Here is an 18,536-nt window from a genome sequence, read left to right on the forward strand (position 1 = left end):
TATATTAGATTGTGATATGAGTAAAAACTCACTTCTTTCACACTTAAATTAAATATTATTTATAAAATAAACTGGAGCCTAACATTGTTTAGTGAAAAATATATCTCAAAACTTATTATTCTAACCCCTGTGATAACTGTACTTTTAAGTGCTTTTTTTACAATTTATTTTTTTATTAAAAACCAAAATGATTATTTCAATGAAGAGAGTATTAGAGTTGAAAAAGAGTATATAAAAAAACAAAAAAATATTTTAGAAAAAGAGATTAAAAATGTAATTAATTACATAGATTATCATGTAAAAAGAAATAAAAAACTAACTTCTGATGAGTTAAAAAAAGAGCTTATTGGATATATTGAAACAATAAGATATGAGAAGCATGGATATATTTGGATACACGATACAAATTATTATTTAGTTGGACATCCATTTAGAAAAAACAGTATAGGAACTTATGATATTGATTTAAAAGATGCAAAGGGTGGCTTTATTACAAAAAGGTTTGTAGAAGAGACCTTAGCTAATCCTGCTGGTGTTTTTATGGAATATTATTGGCAAAAACCAAATGAAACTAAATTTTCTAAAAAGTTAGGCTTTCTTAAAATCTATAAACCTTTTAATTGGGTAATTGGAGCTGGCTTATATATAGATGATATTGAAAAATCAATAGCAGATAATAAAAAACTTTTAGAAGAAAGAATAAATAGATATATTCAAACAGTTGTAAAAATCTCTATAGGTGTAATTTTGCTTATTGGTATTTTATCTTTTATTATCTCAAATAAAATAAATAGAGTATTTGCAAACTATAAAGATAATGTAAAAAGAAAAGAGCTAGAACTACAAGATGTAAATAAAAATCTTGAGAAAAAAATTGAAAAAGCATTAAGTGAAGCTAAGAAAAAAGATAGAGCAATGTTACATCAGTCTAGGCTTGCAAGAATGGGAGCAATGCTTAGTATGATTGCTCATCAATGGAGACAACCACTTAGTGAAATATCTGCAATTTTTATGGAGTTGGAAACAGCAAATAGATTTGGAAAATTAGATGATAAACTTTTAGATGATAGTGTAAAAGAATCAAATAGATTGATACAATTTATGTCTCACACTATTGATGATTTTAGAAACTTTTTTAAACCAGATAAGAAAAAAATAGAGTTTTATATTGATGATGCTTGTAATGAAGCAATCTCTTTAGCAGGTGCATCAATAAAAAGTTCCCATATTAAATTAAATAAAAAAGTAAAATGCAATAGTATGGTTGTAGGTTATGAAAGGGAGTTTGCTCAAGTTTTACTAAACTTAATATCAAATGCAAAAGATATATTAAACCAAAGAGTTGTTAAAAATCCAGAGATTAATATAACTATAGATTACAAAGATTCCCATGCTATTATTATTGTTGAAGATAATGGTGGTGGAGTAGAAGAAAAGCACTTAGAACTTATATTTGAACCATACTTTACTACTAAAGAGAGTTCAAAAGGAACAGGCTTAGGCTTATATATGGCAAAAATGATTGTAGAAAAAAATATGGCTGGTGAATTAAATGTTGAGAACAGTAAGAAAGGTGCAGTTTTCACGGTTAGTTTACCTTTAAAATAAGGTTTTAATATGAACAAAGAGCAATTATCACAGTTAAACAATTATTCTATTTTATGTGTTGAAGATGAAGATGGAATTAGAAAAAGATTAGTAAATACTCTAAAATATTACTTTGATGATGTATTAGAAGCAAGTAATGGAAATGATGGATATGATTTATACTTAGAATATAAACCAGATATCATTTTAAGTGATATTGAGATGCCTGGCAAAAATGGTGTTGAGATGGTTAAAAAAATTAGAAATGAAGATATTGATACTATTTTGATTATGGTAACAGCCTATTCAAATGAAGAATACCTTTTAGATTTAATTAATTTAAATATTAATCACTATATATTAAAACCTATAAATTCTGAAAACCTTTTTAATGGTATTATTAAAGCTTTAGGGGAAAGATTAACTACAAACTTGAACTTTTCTGATGAATGTTATTTTGATATTCAAAAATATGAACTTATTTTTAATAATGAAATTATAGGTTTACGAAAAAGAGATAAAGAGTTTCTACTTTTACTTTATAAAAATAAAAACCAAATATTAACTTATGATTTAATAGATGAATATATCTGGAAAGATAAAACTATGAGTATGAGTGCTTTAAAAACCTTTATTAAAGAGTTAAGACAAAAACTACCAATAGATTTAATTAAAAATGTACCTCAAATGGGATATAAACTGAATATCTAAAAAAACTCACCCTTTTCTCACTTTGTATAGATAATCTTCTTTTATTAATTTAAAGGAGAAATAATGTTAAGAAAAAGTTTACTTGTAGTTGGATTAGCAGCATCGCTAATGGCATCTAATGTAAAAATGGATTTAAATGCAAAATATGGTGCAAATAACTTCCATACAATTGGAGCAGAAAAGTTTGCCAATTTAGTAAGAAAATATACTGATGGTAGTGTAGAGATTACTGTTCATGCTGGTTCATCTTTAATAAAAGGTAACCCTCTTAAAGCAGTAAAAGATGGAACTGTGGCAATGACTGATATGTTTATACCTTTTACTTCAGGTGGAGGAAAAGTATTTGGTATTTCTGCCTTACCATTTATTGCTAATTCTTATGATGATGCATATAAATTGTATCAAATTTCAAAACCAGCATATGAAAAAACAGCTAAAAAATGGAATCAAAAACTACTTTATAGTGTATCTTGGCCACCATCTGGATTTTATTCAAAAAAGGCTATGACTTCAATTGAAGATTTTAAAGGAAGTAAGACAAGAACTTATGATAAAAACTCAGCAGAATTTGTAAATAGTGCAGGGGGAAATGCAGTTGCTTTACCTTGGGGAGAGGTTTATTCATCACTTAGAACAGGAATGGTTGATTCTGTTATTACATCATCTGCTTCGGGAAAAGATGGTAAATTTTGGGAAGTATTATCTGATTTTACAAAAATAAGTTATGCATATCCATTGCAAGCAGTTACTATAAATCTTGATTATTGGAATAGTTTAGATAAAACACAACAAAAAGCTATGTTAAAAGCAGCATCAGAGATTGAAAAAGCTCAATGGGAAGCTTCTAAAGAAGAAGATAGAGTTGCTTTAGAAACATTAGTTAAAAATGGTATGAATGTAAACGAAGCATCACCAGAGCTTAAAAAAGAGCTTGACAAAATTGCAGATGAGATGTTATCTAAGTATTTAGAAGATGCTAACTCTCAAATTAAAAAGATTTTTGAAGAATATAGAAAGTAATCTTTATGAAACTTTTTTTAAACATTACAGATAGGCTTTGCAAAGGTGGAGCCTATCTTTCTGGATTACTTTTAGTTGGATTAGTAGTACTAATCTTAATCGAGATATTTTTAAGATACTTCTTTGATACATCTACAATGATTGCAGATGAATATAGTGGATATTTGTATTTAGCTTCAATCTTTTTAGGTTTGGCATATACTTTTTTAAAAGATGGGCATATTAGAATAAATATTATAACTTCAAGATTAGGTGATAAAACAAATAGTGTTATTGATAAAATTGCAGGAATAATAACTTTAGCTGTACTATTTTTTATCTTATATAGAACAATACTTTTTACTTACGATTCATACGATTTAGAGATGTTATCTGAAGCTGTTTCTGAAACGCCATTATATTTAACTCAAATAGTAATGCCAATAGGGATTACACTTTTTATTTTTGCAACTATTGCATTTATTTTTAAAGGATTTAGAAATGATTAGTGATCCATTGGTATTATCAGTTATTATTTTAGTAGTGATGTTTTCATTACTATTGTCTTCTATTTGGATTGGAATATCTTTAATTCTTACAGGTATAATTGGGATGCTTTTATTTGAACATAATCTTCCACCTGTAATTAGCATATATGATAAAATAGGAGATTTATTAGCTGCATCTTTGTATGATGCTTTAAATTCATGGTCATTAGCCGCTTTACCAATGTTTATTCTAATGGGTGAAATTTTATACAAGTCTTCAATCTCAACAAGATTATTAAATGGTTTAAAACCTTGGCTTAGTTATATTCCAGGTGGATTACTTCATGTAAATGTTGCAGCATGTTCTCTTTTTGCAGCAGTATCAGGTTCAAGTGCAGCTACAACCGCGACAGTTGGAAAAATAACCCTTGATGAACTTAAAAAAAGAGGTTATTCAAAATCAATAGCAATGGGTTCTTTAGCTGGGGCTGGTACTTTAGGTTTTTTAATTCCACCATCTCTTATAATGATTATTTATGGTGTATTAGCCGATACATCTATTGGTAAACTGTTTATTGCTGGGATTTTACCAGGACTGATGCTTGCAACTTTTTATTCTATTTATATTATGGTTATATCAAAAATAGATAAGAGTGTAGAACCAGAGATAAAAGAAAATTTTACCTTAAAACAAAAAATAGATTCAATAAAAGATTTAGCACCTATATTATCTTTGATTACTGTTATTTTAGGTTCTATTTATGGCGGTATTGCAACTCCAACTGAAGCTGCTGCTTTAGGTGTTTTAGGTTCTATTATTTTGGCAATTTATTTTAAAAGCTTTAATTTTGAGGTATTTAAAAATGCAATATTAAATACAATAAAAACTTCATCAATGATTAGTTTTATAATTGCTGGAGCAGTTTTTTTATCTCAAGTTATTGGCTTCTTAGGAATAGCAAGAGCTATGAGTGAGTTTATTACAGGACTTGGACTAAGCCCTTTAGTATTGATTTTATTAATAGGTCTTATGTATATTGTATTAGGGATGATTTTAGAAGGTGTTTCTATTGTTGTAATGACTCTTCCAATTGTATTACCAATTGTTGTTTTAGCTGGATTTGACCCACTTTGGTTTGGTGTATTTTTAGTATTTATGGTAGAGATGGCACAAATAACACCTCCTGTAGGTTTTTCTCTCTTTGTGATTCAAAGTATTTCAAAGGAAAAAATAGAAGTAATTCTTAAAGCTACTTTTCCATTTTTTGTTATGATGATTGTAACAGTTGCATTGATTACTTTCTTTCCTGAAATCGTACACTATTTACCAAATCAGATGATTAAATAGTAGTAATATGGTAAAATAAAGGATATTATTGATGCAAGGTAATGAAATGATTAGATTAAATTGTGATATGGGTGAAAGTTTTGGTATCTGGAAAATGGGTGCTGATGAACATATTATGCCTTATATTTCACTAGCAAATTTAGCTTGTGGTTTTCATGCTTCTGATGCTGTTACAATGAATAGATCAGTTGAACTAGCAAAAAAATACAATGTTACAATTGGAGCTCATCCCTCATATCAAGATTTAGTTGGTTTTGGTAGAAGAAGTATGAGTTGCTCTTTAGAAGAGATAAAATCAAAAGTTCTTTATCAAATAGGAGCTTTATACTCTTTTTGTAAAGCTCATGGAACAACTGTATCTTATGTAAAGCCTCATGGGGCTTTATATAATGATATGATGAGAGATCAAAATATTTTCAAAGCTGTTCTTAGTGCAATCTCTTCATTTGATAAAAATATTAAATTGATGATTTTATCAAACCCAGATAATGAAGCTTTTGAATATACAGCTAAGATGTATAATATAGCTTTGATTTATGAAGTGTTTGCTGATAGAAATTACAATGATGATGGAAGTTTAGTTTCAAGGATGCTTCCTAATGCTGTAATAACAGATGAATTAGAAGTGATGCAAAGAGTTAAAACTTTAAAAGAGTATGGTTATATTGAAAGTGTAAATGGAAAAAGACTATATATAAAAGCTGACACAATTTGTGTTCACGGTGATGGTGAAAATGCTTTATCTTTTATTCAAGCACTTTATAAAGTATTAAATTAATGACTGTAGAAATAGCATCTGTAGATTCTGTAATTATTTATTTTAGTAATACTATCTCAAAACAAAGTTCTTTAGAAGTAAAAGCAGCCTACAAAGTTTTAAAAGAGTTTAAAGGAAAAGGTTTAATAGAACTTATTCCCTCTTATACCTCTTTATTAGTCACTTATGATATATTTTATTATGATTTTGAATCAATAAAAAGTTTTTTAAATAGCAAATTAAGCTCTTTAGAAGATTATAAAGAGGATGAAACAAATATCATAACAATTGATGTATATTATGATGAAGAGGTTGGCTTTGATTTACAAAGAGTTGCCCAAAAATCAAATTTAAGTATTGATGAGGTTATTGAACTTCATAGTTCAAAAATTTATGATGTTTATGCAATAGGCTTTTTACCAGGGTTTGCATATTTAGCTTCTCTTGATGAGAGAATAAAAACTTCAAGATTAGAAACTCCTAGAAAAAAAATACCAAAAGGAAGTGTAGCTATTGCAGATACACAAACAGCTATTTATCCAAAAGATAGTCCTGGAGGATGGAATATTTTAGGTAGAACTGCTTTTGAACTTTTTGATAAAAATTTAAAAGAGTTATCTCCTATCTCAATAGAATCAAAAATAAAATTTAATCCAATTTCAAAAGAAGAGTTTCTTTCTCAAGGTGGTAACATATGATAGGTTTTGAAGTTATAAAAGCTGGAGTTTTTAGCTTAATTGAAGATATTGGCCGAATATCATATATGCATTTAGGAGTTGCAAGTTCAGGTTTTCTTGATGAATTTGCCGCTTTAAAAGCTCATAAACTATTAGATAATAATATAAATTCAAACTTATTAGAAATTGCCTTTGCTGGAGTAAAATTAAAAGCTACAGCAGATACAATGATAAGTATAACTGGAGCTAGATGTGAGTTTAAAATAAATGGTTTTGAGAAAGCTATTTGGCAAACACACTATATCAAAAAAGGTGATCTATTAGAAGTAGGGAAGTTACTTAGTGGTCAAAGGATTTATTTGGCTGTAAAAGGTGGCTTTGATATTAAAAAACATTTGGGTAGCAGTTCTGTTACAATAAAAGAGAATCTTGGTGGTTTAAATGGAACTCAACTTAAAAATAATGATTTTTTGCCCTTTAAAGAGTATAAAAGATATATTCCTAAAAGATTAAAAAAAGAGTATATTCCAAGTTATGAAACAACATTAACGCTAAGGGTAATCTTATCATATCAAGAGAACTCTTTTTCAAAAGTGCAAAAAGATAAATTTTTTAATTCTACATATACTATTACCCCTGATTTTAACAGAATGGCTTGTAAATTGAGTGGTGAAAAAATAGAATCCTCTTTAGATGGAATAATCTCAGAAGGGATAGCCTTTGGAGCAATTCAAATCCCAAAAGATGGGCAACCAATTATTTTATTAAAAGAGAGACAAACAATAGGTGGTTATCCAAAAATTGGTTCAGTTTTTAGTATTGATTGTTTTAAATTAGCACAAATGAAAGCAGGGCAAAAAATAAACTTTGAACAAATAGGTATAAAAGAAGCACAAGAAAAACTAAAAAAGTTTTATTCTAGTTTTCACTAGTTGTCTCTTTCATTAGTTTTTCTAAAACATTATGAAAAGTTTGTTCTTTTTTTACCTCTTTTATTGCATATTCAAAAGTTGGCTTTATCATTATTCCAGAGTTACTTTTTAAAATTGTTTCAAATAACATATTGAAAACTAGATTTAACATTGTATTTATCTGATTAATATCATTTTCTTCGAATACTATAATAAATTTATTAGTTAAATATCTAACAAATTTAAATTTTAAATCTTCTTCTTCTAATCTAGTGCTAATAAAGCTAGAGATATACATTAGAAGATTGTCTGCTATTAATTTATTATATGTTTTTGAAATATATTCATAATCTCTAACATCTATAAGAGTTACAATAGCATCCTCTTTAAAGCCTAGTTTTTCATTTAAATAGTTTTGATATAACCATTTTTTATTATATGTTTTTGTTAAATAATCTTTATAAACATTATCTGTAATAGACTCTAGTTCTTTTTTTAAGTTTAATATTTGATTATAAAGAGATTTTAATAGGGAAGAGTCATTAGATTCTATAGCTTTTTCAGCTTCTTTTGTGATACTTGCAGCACTATCAATAGTTTTTACTGCATCATTTATATAAGAGTTAATTTCATTATATTCTTTAAATATTAATTTATTTAATTCTTTTTCAAAGTTTTCACTTCCAATATCTAAATCTATATTTTTAGCATTTTTATCAAAGCATTGAAAATAACAAGATGGTAAAATTATTTCATTAGATAAAAGTTCATTTATCGTAGAATCTGTTATCTCTTTTAATTTAGCTTTCATTAATACCTTTCATTAATATATCAATTTTTTCTGGTTTACCAATATAATAACCTTGTGAATAATCTATATCTAAAGATTTAACATATCTATAAATTTTTAAATCACTCACAAACTCAGCAACAACTTTAATATTTTGTTCTTTACAAAATTGAACAATACTTTTTACTAGGTTATAATATACGTCAACATCAATCTTTTTTATTAAACTTCCATCAAGTTTGATATAGTCTGTATTGATATTTAAAATATGCTCATAATTTGAAAAACCACTTCCAAAATCATCTATGGCAATCTTTACATCAAATGCTTTTAAATCGTTAATAAAATCATTAACCAAATAGTAATTACTGATTTTTTTACTCTCTAATATCTCAATTGTTAAGTATTTGCCTACATTACTGCTTTTTATATTGTCTATAATGATATTTTTCATAGTTGGATTTAAAATATCACTATAATCAAGATTTATACTAACTTCAATCTCATATTTTTTAATATATTTAATTACTTTTAATATAAGAATTTCCATCATTTTATTAAAGAGTCGATATTTTCTTGCTTTTTCAATAAAAGCTTGAGGCATGATGATATTTCCCTCTTTATCATATATTCTCATTAAAGCTTCATATTTAACTATTTTAGATGTTTTATTATCTTGTATTGCTTGAAAATAAGGTTCAACAGTTTTATTCTTTATATTTCTATGTAAAGTTGTTAATAGCTCTTCGTTTATAAAATGGTTTTTATACAGTTTTGAATCATAATACATAAAGTGTATGTAATTCATTTTTGCATTTTGTAAAGCTCTTTCTGCATAAATTAATAAATCTTTATCTTTACCTTTAGCACAACCAATTGTAACATCAATATCAATAGCGTTTTTTGTATTTATAAGAAAAAATTGTGAACTCATGATATTGTTAAAAATAATATTTTTAACTTCCATAATATCCATCTCAACTAACTCATCATAAATGGTAATAGTAAAGACATCAACATGTTCATTTTTTATCTCAATACAGATATTTTTTTTTAGAAAAAAAGATATCTCTTTTTTTACTTTATTTTTAAGCAATTTATACAATTGAGATAAGATAAAGTCACCATTTTTAAATCCATAAAATGCATTTAAATCTTTCATATAAAGTACATCAACTATAAATATAGTTTTAGTGTTGTTCTTGTAAAAATGTTTGCAAAACCTCTGAAATAAGGACATTTTATACCTTCTTTATATTCAATAAACTCAGTATAAGTAATTTAATCTTAAGAAATGTATATATTAATGAAAGGAAGATTTAAATTTTTAAAAAAATTGTATAAAAAATATTATAGGGTATACAGATTGTATAAAAAAACAAAATTTAAAAATATTTTGATAAAATTTCGTAAAATAATTTTGTTAAATTTTAATAAAATAGTATCATACAAATAAAATATTTTGATAATACTATTTGTTTCTTAAATATTTAATATTTTAATTTTTTTATAAATAAATATTGATAAAAGATGCTAAAATGGAATTTTATTATTTTAAAATATGATAAAGTGTTAAAATAGATATTTTATAAGCTTAGATATTATCATTATAATTAATTATAATAATAGTTATGTTTTTTAATATTTGTATATAAAAGTATATATTTTATTTAGATATTTTGTTATAGAAAATAATTTTTTGAAATTTATTAATACAATTAAGGTTAGGTTTGGAAGATATTATTAGAGATTGGGGTTATATTGCTCTGTTTTTATACTCATTTGGTGGTGGTTTTGTTGGTTTAGTTGTAGCTGGTGTTTTATCTTTTACAGGAGATTTAAACTTGTATATAGCTATGTTGGTTGCAGGTATATCAAATTTTATTGGGGACCAATTTTTGTTTTATATGGCAAGAACAAATAAAAAATATGCAAGAGAGACTATGAGTAAATATGGTAGAAAAGTTGCCCTTGCTCATTTGTGGATGAGACGATATGGCTCACCAGTTGTTTTTATACAAAAATATATTTATGGAATTAAAACTTTAATCCCTTTAGCAATGGGATTAACAAAATACTCTTTTAAAAAGTTCACAATATATAATGCAGTTGCGGCTGCTGTTTGGGCTATAGTTGTAGGATATGCAAGTTATATTATGGGAGAAGTGATTTTGACATATGCAGATGAATATAAATATTATGGTGTAGGGATTATATTACTTATAGTTTTTACAGTTTCTTATTATTTTAAAAAGATCTGACCTTGAAAACTATACCTATAAATGAAAACAATATAGGTAAAATTAATTTAATAGTTAGTTTACTGCTTGTACTACTATTTGTTATGGCAATAATTTATTCAGCTATCTATTTTAAAAAAGAAAGTTACAGTAGATTAAAAACTGAACTTCAAGAAAAGTATATAGATAATAAAATAAAAGATATAAGAGTACATGTTCAGATAGTAAATGAACTTCTTATGTCTAAAATTGAAGGGATTAATTTAACAAAAGAAGAAAAACAAAAATATGTTATTAAATATTATGAACAACTTAATAAAAAAAATCCAAAAGAGTATTTTTTTGTTTTTGAATTAGTTAAGCAAGAAGATAATAATTATTTAGAAAAAGTAATAGTTCATCCTAATGTTCCCAAAGGTAAGATTTTAGATTCAGATAGAATAGATTTACATGGAAATAAGTTTGTTAAAAATTATCAAGAATTAGCTATCAAAAATGGATATGTGTTTTTTGATTATTCATTTATACATCCTGAAGAAAAAAAAGAGATGTTAAAAAAAGGTTTTGCCATCTTAAACAAATGGAATTGGATAGTTGGAAGTGGCTTTTTTATTTCAGATGTAGAAGATGAATTAAGTCTTATTGATGAAAAAATAAAAGAAAATATATATATAGAATTAAAAGGTTATATTGAAATAACTATTTTCTTTTTAATTTTTTTAATATTTTTTATTCTAAAAATGAATAAATTCACAACTAAAACAGTTAATAAATTTAAAGAACAAGTTGAAAAAGAAAAACTTAAACTAATCGAATCAAAAGAGTATTTGAAACAATATACAACTATCCTTGAAAATTGTACAATAGTATCTAAATATAATAAAAATGAAGAGTTTATCTATGTAAGTGAAGGTTTTTGTGAAACTTTAGGGTATCAAAAAAATGAACTACTAGGAAAGCCTTATAACACTATAAAATATATTGATGAAATAGATGAGAGTGAAAGTGTAAAAGAAAAATTTATAGAACTTTTAGAAAATAAAAAAAGTATTAAGCGTATTATTAAAAATAGATCAAAAGAGGGCAAAATATTATCTTTCATTGTTATTGCAACACCTATTCTAGATAAAAATGATGAAATTGTTGAATTTGTTTCTTATCGAATTGATATAACAAAGGAAGAGGAATTAAAATTAATACTAAAAAAACAAAATAAAGAGTTATTAAAATCACAAAAAATATTGAATGAAGCTCAAAGAATAGCACATATTGGAAATTGGGAACACAACTATATTTCAGATAAAATATCATTTTCCCAAGAAGCAAAAAGAATAATTGGCTATGATGAAAATATAGAAGAAGTAGATTTTAGTGAGTTTAGTAAAATTATACATGAAGATGATAGAGTTAAATTAAAAGAGAATAAAAATTTAGCTTTAAATAAAGATAGTCAATTTAACTTTGAATATAGAATTCTTAGAGAAGATGGTAAAATTGTTTATGTAGAAGTAAAAGGTGAATATGTTTATGATGAAAAAAATAATTTGATTAAATCCCTTGGAACAATAAATGATATTACAGAAAGAATTGAAGCAGAAAAAGAATTAAAACAAAAAGATTTAATGTTATTACAGCAATCTAAAATGGCAGCAATGGGAGAGATGTTATCTAATATTGCCCATCAGTGGAGACAACCTTTAAGTTTAATAAGTACAGCTGCAACTGGAGCTAAAATTCAAAGAGAAATTGGTTCTTTAACTGATGAAAAACTTGATGAAACCTTCACAACTATAAATAATACTACCCAGTATTTGTCAAAAACAATTGATGATTTTAGAAATTTTTTTAAGCCAAATTCAGAAAAAAACTATTTTAATATTTCTGATGTAATGTATAAAGCTATATCTTTAGTAAAACCTCAATTTAAAAATAGAAATATTGATATTATAAAAAATATTGAAGATTATAAGTTATATGGTTTAGAAAATGAATTTTTACAAGTTATTATTAATATCTTAAATAATTCAAGAGATCAATTAATGAAAATAGAAAATGAGAAATTAATCTTAATCTCTTCATATAAAAAAGCTGATAAGTACATTTTAGAGATAAAAGATAATGGTAAAGGAATAGAAGAAAAGATTATTGCTAAGGTTTTTGAACCATATTTTACAACTAAATATAATAGTGAAGGTACAGGTATCGGTTTATATATGTGTGAGGAGATTGTTGTAAAACATATGAATGGACAAATAAGTGCAGAAAATACAACTTTTACATATAATAATAAGAAATATTTTGGGGCAAAGTTTACAATCACTTTGCCCCTTACAAAAGAATAAATAGGAATAAAAAATAAAAAAATTTAATGAATTAAAAATAAAAAATGAGATTTTACAGGCTTTAGAGTTTGAAAAGTTTAAAGAGATGACTACAATACAATCTTTGTGTTTAAAAGATATTTTAGAAAAAAAAGATGTAATTGTAAAATCTAAAACAGGTTCAGGAAAAACACTTTGTTTTGCTTTACCTTTGGCAAATGAAGTTAAAAGTAAACCAATGCATATTCAAAGTCTAATCTTAGCTCCAACAAGAGAGTTGGCAAATCAAATTAATCTTGAGATAAAAAAAGTATTAAGGTTTATACCAAATATAAAAGTTTTGAGTTTATGTGGTGGAACACCTTTTAAACCACAAGTTGCATCTTTAGAAGTAGGCGCTCATATAGTTGTTGGTACTGTTGGAAGAGTTTTACAACATATCCATGAAACAAAAATAGATTTTTCAAATGTAAATAGTTTTGTTTTAGATGAAGCAGATAAGATGTTAGATATGGGATTTTATGAAGATATATTAAAAATAGCAGACTATATTCCTAAAAAAAGACAAACTTTATTGTTTTCTGCAACATATGAAAAAGAGATTGAGGAGTTGTCTTCGAAACTTTTAGATAAACCTCTTTTTATAGAAAATGTTGAAACCCATAAAAAAGAATCAATAACACAAAAATTTTATGAAACTACAGAAGATAGAAAAATTGATGATTTATTAAGAATTATCTCTCACTATAAGATGAAAACTATTCTTATCTTTTGTAACACTAAAGCAATGTGCGAGGATTTATCTAATCAATTATGGAATAAAGATGTTGAATCTCTAACTTTACATTCTGATTTAGATCAAAGAGACAGAGATGAAACTGTAATACTTTTTTCAAATGGTTCTTTACCTATTTTAATTGCTACAGATATTGTTTCAAGAGGGATTGATATTGATAATATTGATTTTGTAATAAACTTTAATATTGCAAGAGATGAAACAATTCATACCCATAGAATAGGAAGAACAGCCAGAGGTGAAAAAAAAGGTATAGCTATAACTTTATATGATAATGATGAGTTTTATAAAGTTAAACCAATAAATGAAAAATTTCCAGATATTGAGTTTTGTGATGTTTTAGAATATGAAGATTCAAACTATAAACCACAAGCTGAATATAAAACTTTATTGATAACTGGTGGTAAAAAACATAAACTAAGAAAGGGTGATATTTTAGGTGCTCTTACAGCTGGTGAAGGCTTAGATAAAGATTTAATTGGAAATATTACAATTTTAGATTTTGTTTCATTTGTTGCAGTTAAAAATGAAGTACTAGATGATAGATTATTAAAATTAGGAAAGATTAAAATAAAGAAAAAACTATTTAAACTTATTGAAAAATAGTTATGATAGAATTTTTCTTCTAAAAAATACAAAAGGAAATAATATGGCAAGAGCTAGTGCAAGACATCTTTTAGTTGAGAGTGAAGAGCTTTGTAATGAATTAAAAACAAGAATTGATAATGGTGAAAAATTTGAAGATTTAGCAAAAGAATATTCTCAATGCCCATCAGGTGCAAGAGGTGGAGACTTAGGAACTTTTAATCAAGGTGATATGGTTCCAGAATTTGATAAAGTAGTTTTCAATGAAGCTGTAAATGTAGTACATGGTCCTGTGCAAACACAATTTGGATTTCATCTTTTAGAAACAACTTCAAGAGAAGATTAATTATATTTAGAGGTTAAGCAGTTTGCTCAACCTCTTCATCCCAAAGAACGCTAATCCCATACTCTTCATGTGGAATAACATATTTAAAATATTCTCCGGTACCTTTTCTTCCATGAAGTCTTACTATTGTTTGTCCTTCTCTTAAAAGTTTTTTCATCTCATTTTCTGAAAAACTTTTTTTATTCCATCTTAAAAAGGCATTTGAATAAACTCTAAATTTACAAGTTGAATCGGCTGTAAATACATATTGTTCACTCTCATCATACTCTTTTTTTGCATTTTCACAAGTATATAGTTTGATTTGTTTTCCATTTGTAGTAAATTTTTTTGAGATAACATTGCCTTTGCAGTATGGGCATTGGCCTAGAATAGACATGGTAAAACTCCTTTTTTATTGGAATTTTACCCTGTTTTTTTATTTAGTGTTTAAAATATTTCAATTTGCAATAATTATTGTTTTTTCTTTTCAAAAATTCTTTCTGTAAATTCAGCAAATTTACCTCTTACAGCTTTTTCTAACTCAATTGCAAACATATTTATCTCAGGATGTTTTTCCCTTGTTTGTTTTAGAAGTGTAGTAAGACCATTATTATACTTGTTTAGGTACAAGTTATCTATTTGTCTATTTGAACCTATAACTATTGCCATACACGATTCATCAAGTCTACTTAAAATAAGTTGAGTGGTTTTTTCACTTGAGTTTTGCCACTCATCCATTATAACTATTGCTTCTGATAAGGTTCTTCCTCTAGCTTCACCTGGCCAAAGTGTTTCAACACAATACCTAGAAGTTAGTTCGGAAATTTTTGATTCAATAGATTCTTTGTTTTCTCTATTTTCACTTTTTTTAAGATGTTTTTTTGCTATAAATTCTAAAGTATCTTGTAAAGCCATATTATAGATTCTAAATTTTTCATCATTTCCTGCAAGATATCCAATATCTGCACCTTTATCAAGAGATTCTATGGAGTTTCTAACATATACAATCTTATCATAATGCCCTAAATCAATAAGTCTCATAGCACTTACAATTGACATTAGGGTTTTACCTGAACCAGCCTTAGCATCAATTACAAGCAGATCAAACATATCAGTTAAAATAGCTTTCATAAAAAGTTTTTGTTTTAAGTTTACAGGTCTTACTTGTAAAGCTTTAAAATCAGAATCATCTAAAACACTAATTCTTTCATTTACAACTATTGCATAAGCTGTATTTCCATCTTCACTTTCAAAAATATATCCAAAGTTTTCAAAAGTATATTCCTCATCATACTTTCTAATATCTGCTCCATCAAGTGAGTTGAAAATTGATGAATCAAGTTTAATATTTTTTACAAATTCAAAATTTGGAACTGTTGATTTATCATCATGCAGAGTCTCAGTTTTAATCCCTTTAAATAAAGCAAATGTTCTTGCATATACATCTAAAGATAAGAAGTGTGTTTGTGCACCTTTATAATAATCTTGAGCAATAGCAGCAACTTCAATTATCCTTTTGTCATTGCTTTCACTTAAGTGAACTTGTTCAATCTCTGATTCATATTTCTCTTTTGAAATAATATGAAGATTTAATTCATCATTAAAAAGTTTTACAACTTTAAAGCCTATTTTATAATCAACCTCTTTTATCTTCATCTTTGCCAAAAGTCTTGCAAACTCTCTTGAATAGTAACCTAACTCATTTGCCAGTTTCTTTTTGTCCTCTAATTCAATTAAAACTGTTTCAGGAATTACAATAGTATTTGTTTTATTGTCAGATATTCTACTTAAGTTTTGTATGTTTTGTAAGATGATGTTTGTATCTATTACGTAAACTTTTTCTTTCATAAAACAATTATATCATTTAAAATTTATATTATTGTTATTGATATGTATATATTTTGTAATCAAATTATGTTAGAACTTTTTATAAAAATAGTTTGAATAATTTAGTTATAATAAAAATAAAAAGAAGAATATGAAAAAATTTACAAATGAAAATTTATATGAGATTATTGATTATTTAACATCATCTTTAAAGTTAGAAGAGAAGGTGTCTATAGAGGTTTTAAACCCTGATTGTTCTCTTGATTCTTATTGTGGGCAATTAATTGAACTAGAAGATACAATATATAAATATAGAGGATATAAAGACTGGACAGACTTAGCTCAAAAGCTGTTTTGTAAAATGCTAACACCTAAAATCAAATCTTTAAATACAATTGAATTAATATTTAAAAAACTTGATACACAAGATTCATTTCATAATTCAAAAGTAAATGATAAAGAGAAATATGGAGTTGATTCAAAATTCTATTCAATAAATAAAAATGAACAACCAGAGATTTTATTAACATATTTGAATTGTTTAAAAAATGTAAAAATAGAAGAGAAAAAAAGAGTACTTAACCTTGGAATAAACAATGGTGATGAGTTTATGTTGATAAAACAGTATTTTGATTCTTTTAAAGATACAGAATTTGTAGGTCTTGATTATTGTTCCTCTGCCATTGAAGAAGGAAAAAATATTTTTAAAGATGATAAGAATGTTGAATTAATTAATTTTGATATTAAAGAGATTGATAAATTACATTTGGGTAAGTTTGATTTGATAATATCAATTGGAACTTTTCAAAGTTCAAATTTAGAATTTAATAAAACATTTATGAATATTGTTCAAAACTATTTGAAAAAAGATGGAAGTATGATTTTGGGTTTTCCAAATTCTAGATGGATAGATGGTGAGATTATATACGGAGCAAAGGCTGCTAATTATTCTTTCCCAGAGCTGTCAGTACTTTTTAAAGATGCAAATTTTTGTAAAAAGTATTTACAACAGAAAAAATTTAGAGTTACTTTAACCGGACAGTATTATATATTTTTAACTGCTACATCTATAAGGTAGAAGTTGATTAATAAGGAAATTTTATGAATAATATATTTTTTAAAATATTAATACTTTTTATTCTCCCTTATAGTCTATTTGCAAAAATAGAAAATTATAGTAAAAATGAAGAAGTTAAAGCTTTCATAAATGATTTGTCAAAAAACTATAAGTATGATAAAAAAGAGTTAGAAAAACTTTTTTCAGAAGTTAAGATTCAAAAAACAGCTTTAAATTTTTACAAAAAACCAAAAATATCTAAAAAACCAAAAAAGAAAAAAATAGCTAAAAGTAAAAAAATAAAAGGTACTTGGGATAAATATGAAAAAATGTTTATAACAGAAAAAAGGGTTTCTTTAGGTGCCTCTTTTATGAAAAAATATAAAAAAGAGTTAAGAAGAGCCTATAAAACTTTTGGAGTTCAGCCTGAGTATATAACGGCAATTTTAGGTGTAGAGAGTTTTTATGGTAAACAAACTGGAAACTATCCTGTTTTTGATACTTTGGCAACATTAAGTTTTGAAAAAAATAGAAGAAATAAGTTTTTTAAAAGTGAGTTAAAACAATTTCTTATTTTGTCTAAAAAAAATAAAAAGAATCCCAAAACTATTTATGGCTCTTACGCAGGAGCTATTGGTTTAGCCCAATTTATGCCTAGCAATTTTGAAAAACTTGCAGTAGATTTTAATAATGACGGAATAGTAGATTTAAACAATGAAATAGATGCAATAGGAAGTGTTGCAAACTATCTTAGTAAAGCTGGTTGGAATAAAACAGTACCAGTTGCAACAAGGGTTAGTTATCAAGGAAAAAGATTTAATAGATTTAAAACAGGTTATAAATATAAATACAAACGTTCAAAACTTACAGGAATAAAACCAAGATCAAATAGATTTTATTATCCTAAAAAAGTACATTTAATAAAACTTGATAGAAAAAAGTATGATGAATTATGGTATGGTACTGAAAACTTTTATGTTATCACTAGGTATAATAGAAGTTCTTACTACGCTATGGCAGTTTACAAACTAGCAAAAGAGATTGAATCTTTGTATCAAAAAATATAGTGAATCCACACTCACTACACATATAAAAGATAAAATATATTTTATTTATA

The 18,536-nt window shown here is 25.9% G+C and carries 18 protein-coding genes; 14 read left to right on the top strand and 4 right to left on the bottom strand.

Annotation, left to right across the window (positions count from 1 at the left end; translation table 11 throughout):
- Nucleotides 1-84: 84 nt before the first annotated feature.
- The 8 genes from ACKU3H_RS09130 (at nucleotide 85) to ACKU3H_RS09165 (ending at nucleotide 7,499) form a co-directional block, all read left to right on the top strand.
- The gene (locus tag ACKU3H_RS09130; protein ID WP_320033540.1) at nucleotides 85-1,608 is read left to right on the top strand and encodes a cache domain-containing protein; all 1,524 of its coding nucleotides are present in this window, start codon (nucleotides 85-87) and stop codon (nucleotides 1,606-1,608) included.
- 9 nt (nucleotides 1,609-1,617) lie between these two features.
- The gene (locus ACKU3H_RS09135; protein WP_320033541.1) at nucleotides 1,618-2,298 is read left to right on the top strand and encodes a response regulator; all 681 of its coding nucleotides are present in this window, start codon (nucleotides 1,618-1,620) and stop codon (nucleotides 2,296-2,298) included.
- 63 nt (nucleotides 2,299-2,361) lie between these two features.
- Entirely contained in the window at nucleotides 2,362-3,318 is a 957-nt protein-coding gene (locus ACKU3H_RS09140) for a TRAP transporter substrate-binding protein (protein WP_320033542.1), read from the top strand.
- Between the two features lie 5 nt (nucleotides 3,319-3,323).
- The gene (locus tag ACKU3H_RS09145) at nucleotides 3,324-3,806 is read left to right on the top strand and encodes a TRAP transporter small permease (protein WP_320033543.1); all 483 of its coding nucleotides are present in this window, start codon (nucleotides 3,324-3,326) and stop codon (nucleotides 3,804-3,806) included.
- Nucleotides 3,799-5,133, top strand: coding sequence for a TRAP transporter large permease subunit (locus tag ACKU3H_RS09150; protein WP_320033544.1), 1,335 nt, complete (start codon nucleotides 3,799-3,801; stop codon nucleotides 5,131-5,133). Before ACKU3H_RS09145 ends, ACKU3H_RS09150 begins: the two co-directional genes overlap by 8 nt.
- Before the next feature lie 31 nt (nucleotides 5,134-5,164).
- Nucleotides 5,165-5,911 (top strand): 5-oxoprolinase subunit PxpA, encoded by a 747-nt coding sequence (locus tag ACKU3H_RS09155; protein WP_320033545.1) that lies wholly within the window; start codon nucleotides 5,165-5,167, stop codon nucleotides 5,909-5,911.
- Nucleotides 5,911-6,588, top strand: a complete 678-nt coding sequence (gene pxpB, locus ACKU3H_RS09160) for a 5-oxoprolinase subunit PxpB (protein WP_320033546.1) — start codon at nucleotides 5,911-5,913, stop codon at nucleotides 6,586-6,588. Before ACKU3H_RS09155 ends, pxpB begins: the two co-directional genes overlap by 1 nt.
- Nucleotides 6,585-7,499, top strand: a complete 915-nt coding sequence (locus ACKU3H_RS09165) for a biotin-dependent carboxyltransferase family protein (RefSeq protein WP_320033547.1) — start codon at nucleotides 6,585-6,587, stop codon at nucleotides 7,497-7,499. The genes pxpB and ACKU3H_RS09165 overlap by 4 nt, the downstream gene beginning before the upstream one ends.
- On the opposite strand, the gene ACKU3H_RS09170 is transcribed toward ACKU3H_RS09165, so the two are convergent.
- A complete protein-coding gene (locus ACKU3H_RS09170; RefSeq protein WP_320033548.1) occupies nucleotides 7,486-8,289 on the bottom strand; it encodes a diguanylate cyclase domain-containing protein in 804 nt (267 codons plus the stop codon). The genes ACKU3H_RS09165 and ACKU3H_RS09170 overlap by 14 nt on opposite strands.
- Complete coding sequence (locus tag ACKU3H_RS09175) at nucleotides 8,279-9,508, bottom strand: EAL domain-containing protein (protein ID WP_320033549.1); 1,230 nt, start codon at nucleotides 9,506-9,508, stop codon at nucleotides 8,279-8,281. Before ACKU3H_RS09175 ends, ACKU3H_RS09170 begins: the two co-directional genes overlap by 11 nt.
- Before the next feature lie 490 nt (nucleotides 9,509-9,998).
- Between ACKU3H_RS09175 and ACKU3H_RS09180 the strand changes: the two genes are divergently transcribed.
- Genes ACKU3H_RS09180 through ACKU3H_RS09195 form a run of 4 tightly spaced genes read left to right on the top strand, consistent with a single transcriptional unit; the run spans nucleotide 9,999 to nucleotide 14,556 of the window.
- Complete coding sequence (locus ACKU3H_RS09180; protein ID WP_320033550.1) at nucleotides 9,999-10,529, top strand: DedA family protein; 531 nt, start codon at nucleotides 9,999-10,001, stop codon at nucleotides 10,527-10,529.
- Nucleotides 10,530-10,531: 2 nt separating this feature from the next.
- On the top strand, nucleotides 10,532-12,850 hold the full coding sequence (locus tag ACKU3H_RS09185; protein WP_320033551.1) for a PAS domain-containing protein: 2,319 nt from the start codon (nucleotides 10,532-10,534) through the stop codon (nucleotides 12,848-12,850).
- A 49-nt stretch (nucleotides 12,851-12,899) separates the two neighbouring features.
- Nucleotides 12,900-14,231, top strand: a complete 1,332-nt coding sequence (gene dbpA, locus ACKU3H_RS09190; RefSeq protein WP_320036474.1) for an ATP-dependent RNA helicase DbpA — start codon at nucleotides 12,900-12,902, stop codon at nucleotides 14,229-14,231.
- 43 nt (nucleotides 14,232-14,274) lie between these two features.
- On the top strand, nucleotides 14,275-14,556 hold the full coding sequence (locus ACKU3H_RS09195) for a peptidylprolyl isomerase (protein WP_320033552.1): 282 nt from the start codon (nucleotides 14,275-14,277) through the stop codon (nucleotides 14,554-14,556).
- Between the two features lie 13 nt (nucleotides 14,557-14,569).
- Here the strand turns inward: ACKU3H_RS09195 and ACKU3H_RS09200 are convergent, their stop codons facing one another.
- Nucleotides 14,570-14,932 (bottom strand): hypothetical protein, encoded by a 363-nt coding sequence (locus ACKU3H_RS09200; RefSeq protein WP_320033553.1) that lies wholly within the window; start codon nucleotides 14,930-14,932, stop codon nucleotides 14,570-14,572.
- A gap of 74 nt (nucleotides 14,933-15,006) precedes the next feature.
- Nucleotides 15,007-16,383 carry a PhoH family protein gene (locus ACKU3H_RS09205; RefSeq protein WP_320033554.1) on the bottom strand — a complete coding sequence of 459 codons (1,377 nt, stop codon included), beginning with the start codon at nucleotides 16,381-16,383 and terminating at the stop codon, nucleotides 15,007-15,009.
- Between the two features lie 130 nt (nucleotides 16,384-16,513).
- Between ACKU3H_RS09205 and ACKU3H_RS09210 the strand changes: the two genes are divergently transcribed.
- Together ACKU3H_RS09210 and mltB are read left to right on the top strand one after the other, a co-directional pair.
- The gene (locus ACKU3H_RS09210; RefSeq protein WP_320033555.1) at nucleotides 16,514-17,440 is read left to right on the top strand and encodes a methyltransferase domain-containing protein; all 927 of its coding nucleotides are present in this window, start codon (nucleotides 16,514-16,516) and stop codon (nucleotides 17,438-17,440) included.
- 23 nt (nucleotides 17,441-17,463) lie between these two features.
- The gene (mltB, locus tag ACKU3H_RS09215; protein WP_320033556.1) at nucleotides 17,464-18,486 is read left to right on the top strand and encodes a lytic murein transglycosylase B; all 1,023 of its coding nucleotides are present in this window, start codon (nucleotides 17,464-17,466) and stop codon (nucleotides 18,484-18,486) included.
- The last annotated feature ends 50 nt before the right edge of the window (nucleotides 18,487-18,536 follow it).

The sequence above is a fragment of the Halarcobacter sp. genome (assembly GCF_963675975.1).
In the GTDB taxonomy this organism is placed as follows: Bacteria; Campylobacterota; Campylobacteria; order Campylobacterales; family Arcobacteraceae; genus Halarcobacter.

Bases quoted from the DNA above. Each gene is read 5' to 3' on its own strand.
- ACKU3H_RS09155 (WP_320033545.1), top strand. From the start codon at position 5,165: ATGCAAGGTAATGAAATGATTAGATTAAATTGTGATATGGGTGAAAGT.
- mltB (WP_320033556.1), top strand. From the start codon at position 17,464: ATGAATAATATATTTTTTAAAATATTAATACTTTTTATTCTCCCTTAT.
- ACKU3H_RS09145 (WP_320033543.1), top strand. From the start codon at position 3,324: ATGAAACTTTTTTTAAACATTACAGATAGGCTTTGCAAAGGTGGAGCC.
- ACKU3H_RS09170 (WP_320033548.1), bottom strand. From the start codon at position 8,289: ATGAAAGCTAAATTAAAAGAGATAACAGATTCTACGATAAATGAACTT.
- ACKU3H_RS09205 (WP_320033554.1), bottom strand. From the start codon at position 16,383: ATGAAAGAAAAAGTTTACGTAATAGATACAAACATCATCTTACAAAAC.
- ACKU3H_RS09150 (WP_320033544.1), top strand. From the start codon at position 3,799: ATGATTAGTGATCCATTGGTATTATCAGTTATTATTTTAGTAGTGATG.
- pxpB (WP_320033546.1), top strand. From the start codon at position 5,911: ATGACTGTAGAAATAGCATCTGTAGATTCTGTAATTATTTATTTTAGT.
- ACKU3H_RS09195 (WP_320033552.1), top strand. From the start codon at position 14,275: ATGGCAAGAGCTAGTGCAAGACATCTTTTAGTTGAGAGTGAAGAGCTT.
- ACKU3H_RS09135 (WP_320033541.1), top strand. From the start codon at position 1,618: ATGAACAAAGAGCAATTATCACAGTTAAACAATTATTCTATTTTATGT.
- ACKU3H_RS09175 (WP_320033549.1), bottom strand. From the start codon at position 9,508: ATGTCCTTATTTCAGAGGTTTTGCAAACATTTTTACAAGAACAACACT.
- ACKU3H_RS09140 (WP_320033542.1), top strand. From the start codon at position 2,362: ATGTTAAGAAAAAGTTTACTTGTAGTTGGATTAGCAGCATCGCTAATG.
- ACKU3H_RS09200 (WP_320033553.1), bottom strand. From the start codon at position 14,932: ATGTCTATTCTAGGCCAATGCCCATACTGCAAAGGCAATGTTATCTCA.
- ACKU3H_RS09210 (WP_320033555.1), top strand. From the start codon at position 16,514: ATGAAAAAATTTACAAATGAAAATTTATATGAGATTATTGATTATTTA.
- ACKU3H_RS09165 (WP_320033547.1), top strand. From the start codon at position 6,585: ATGATAGGTTTTGAAGTTATAAAAGCTGGAGTTTTTAGCTTAATTGAA.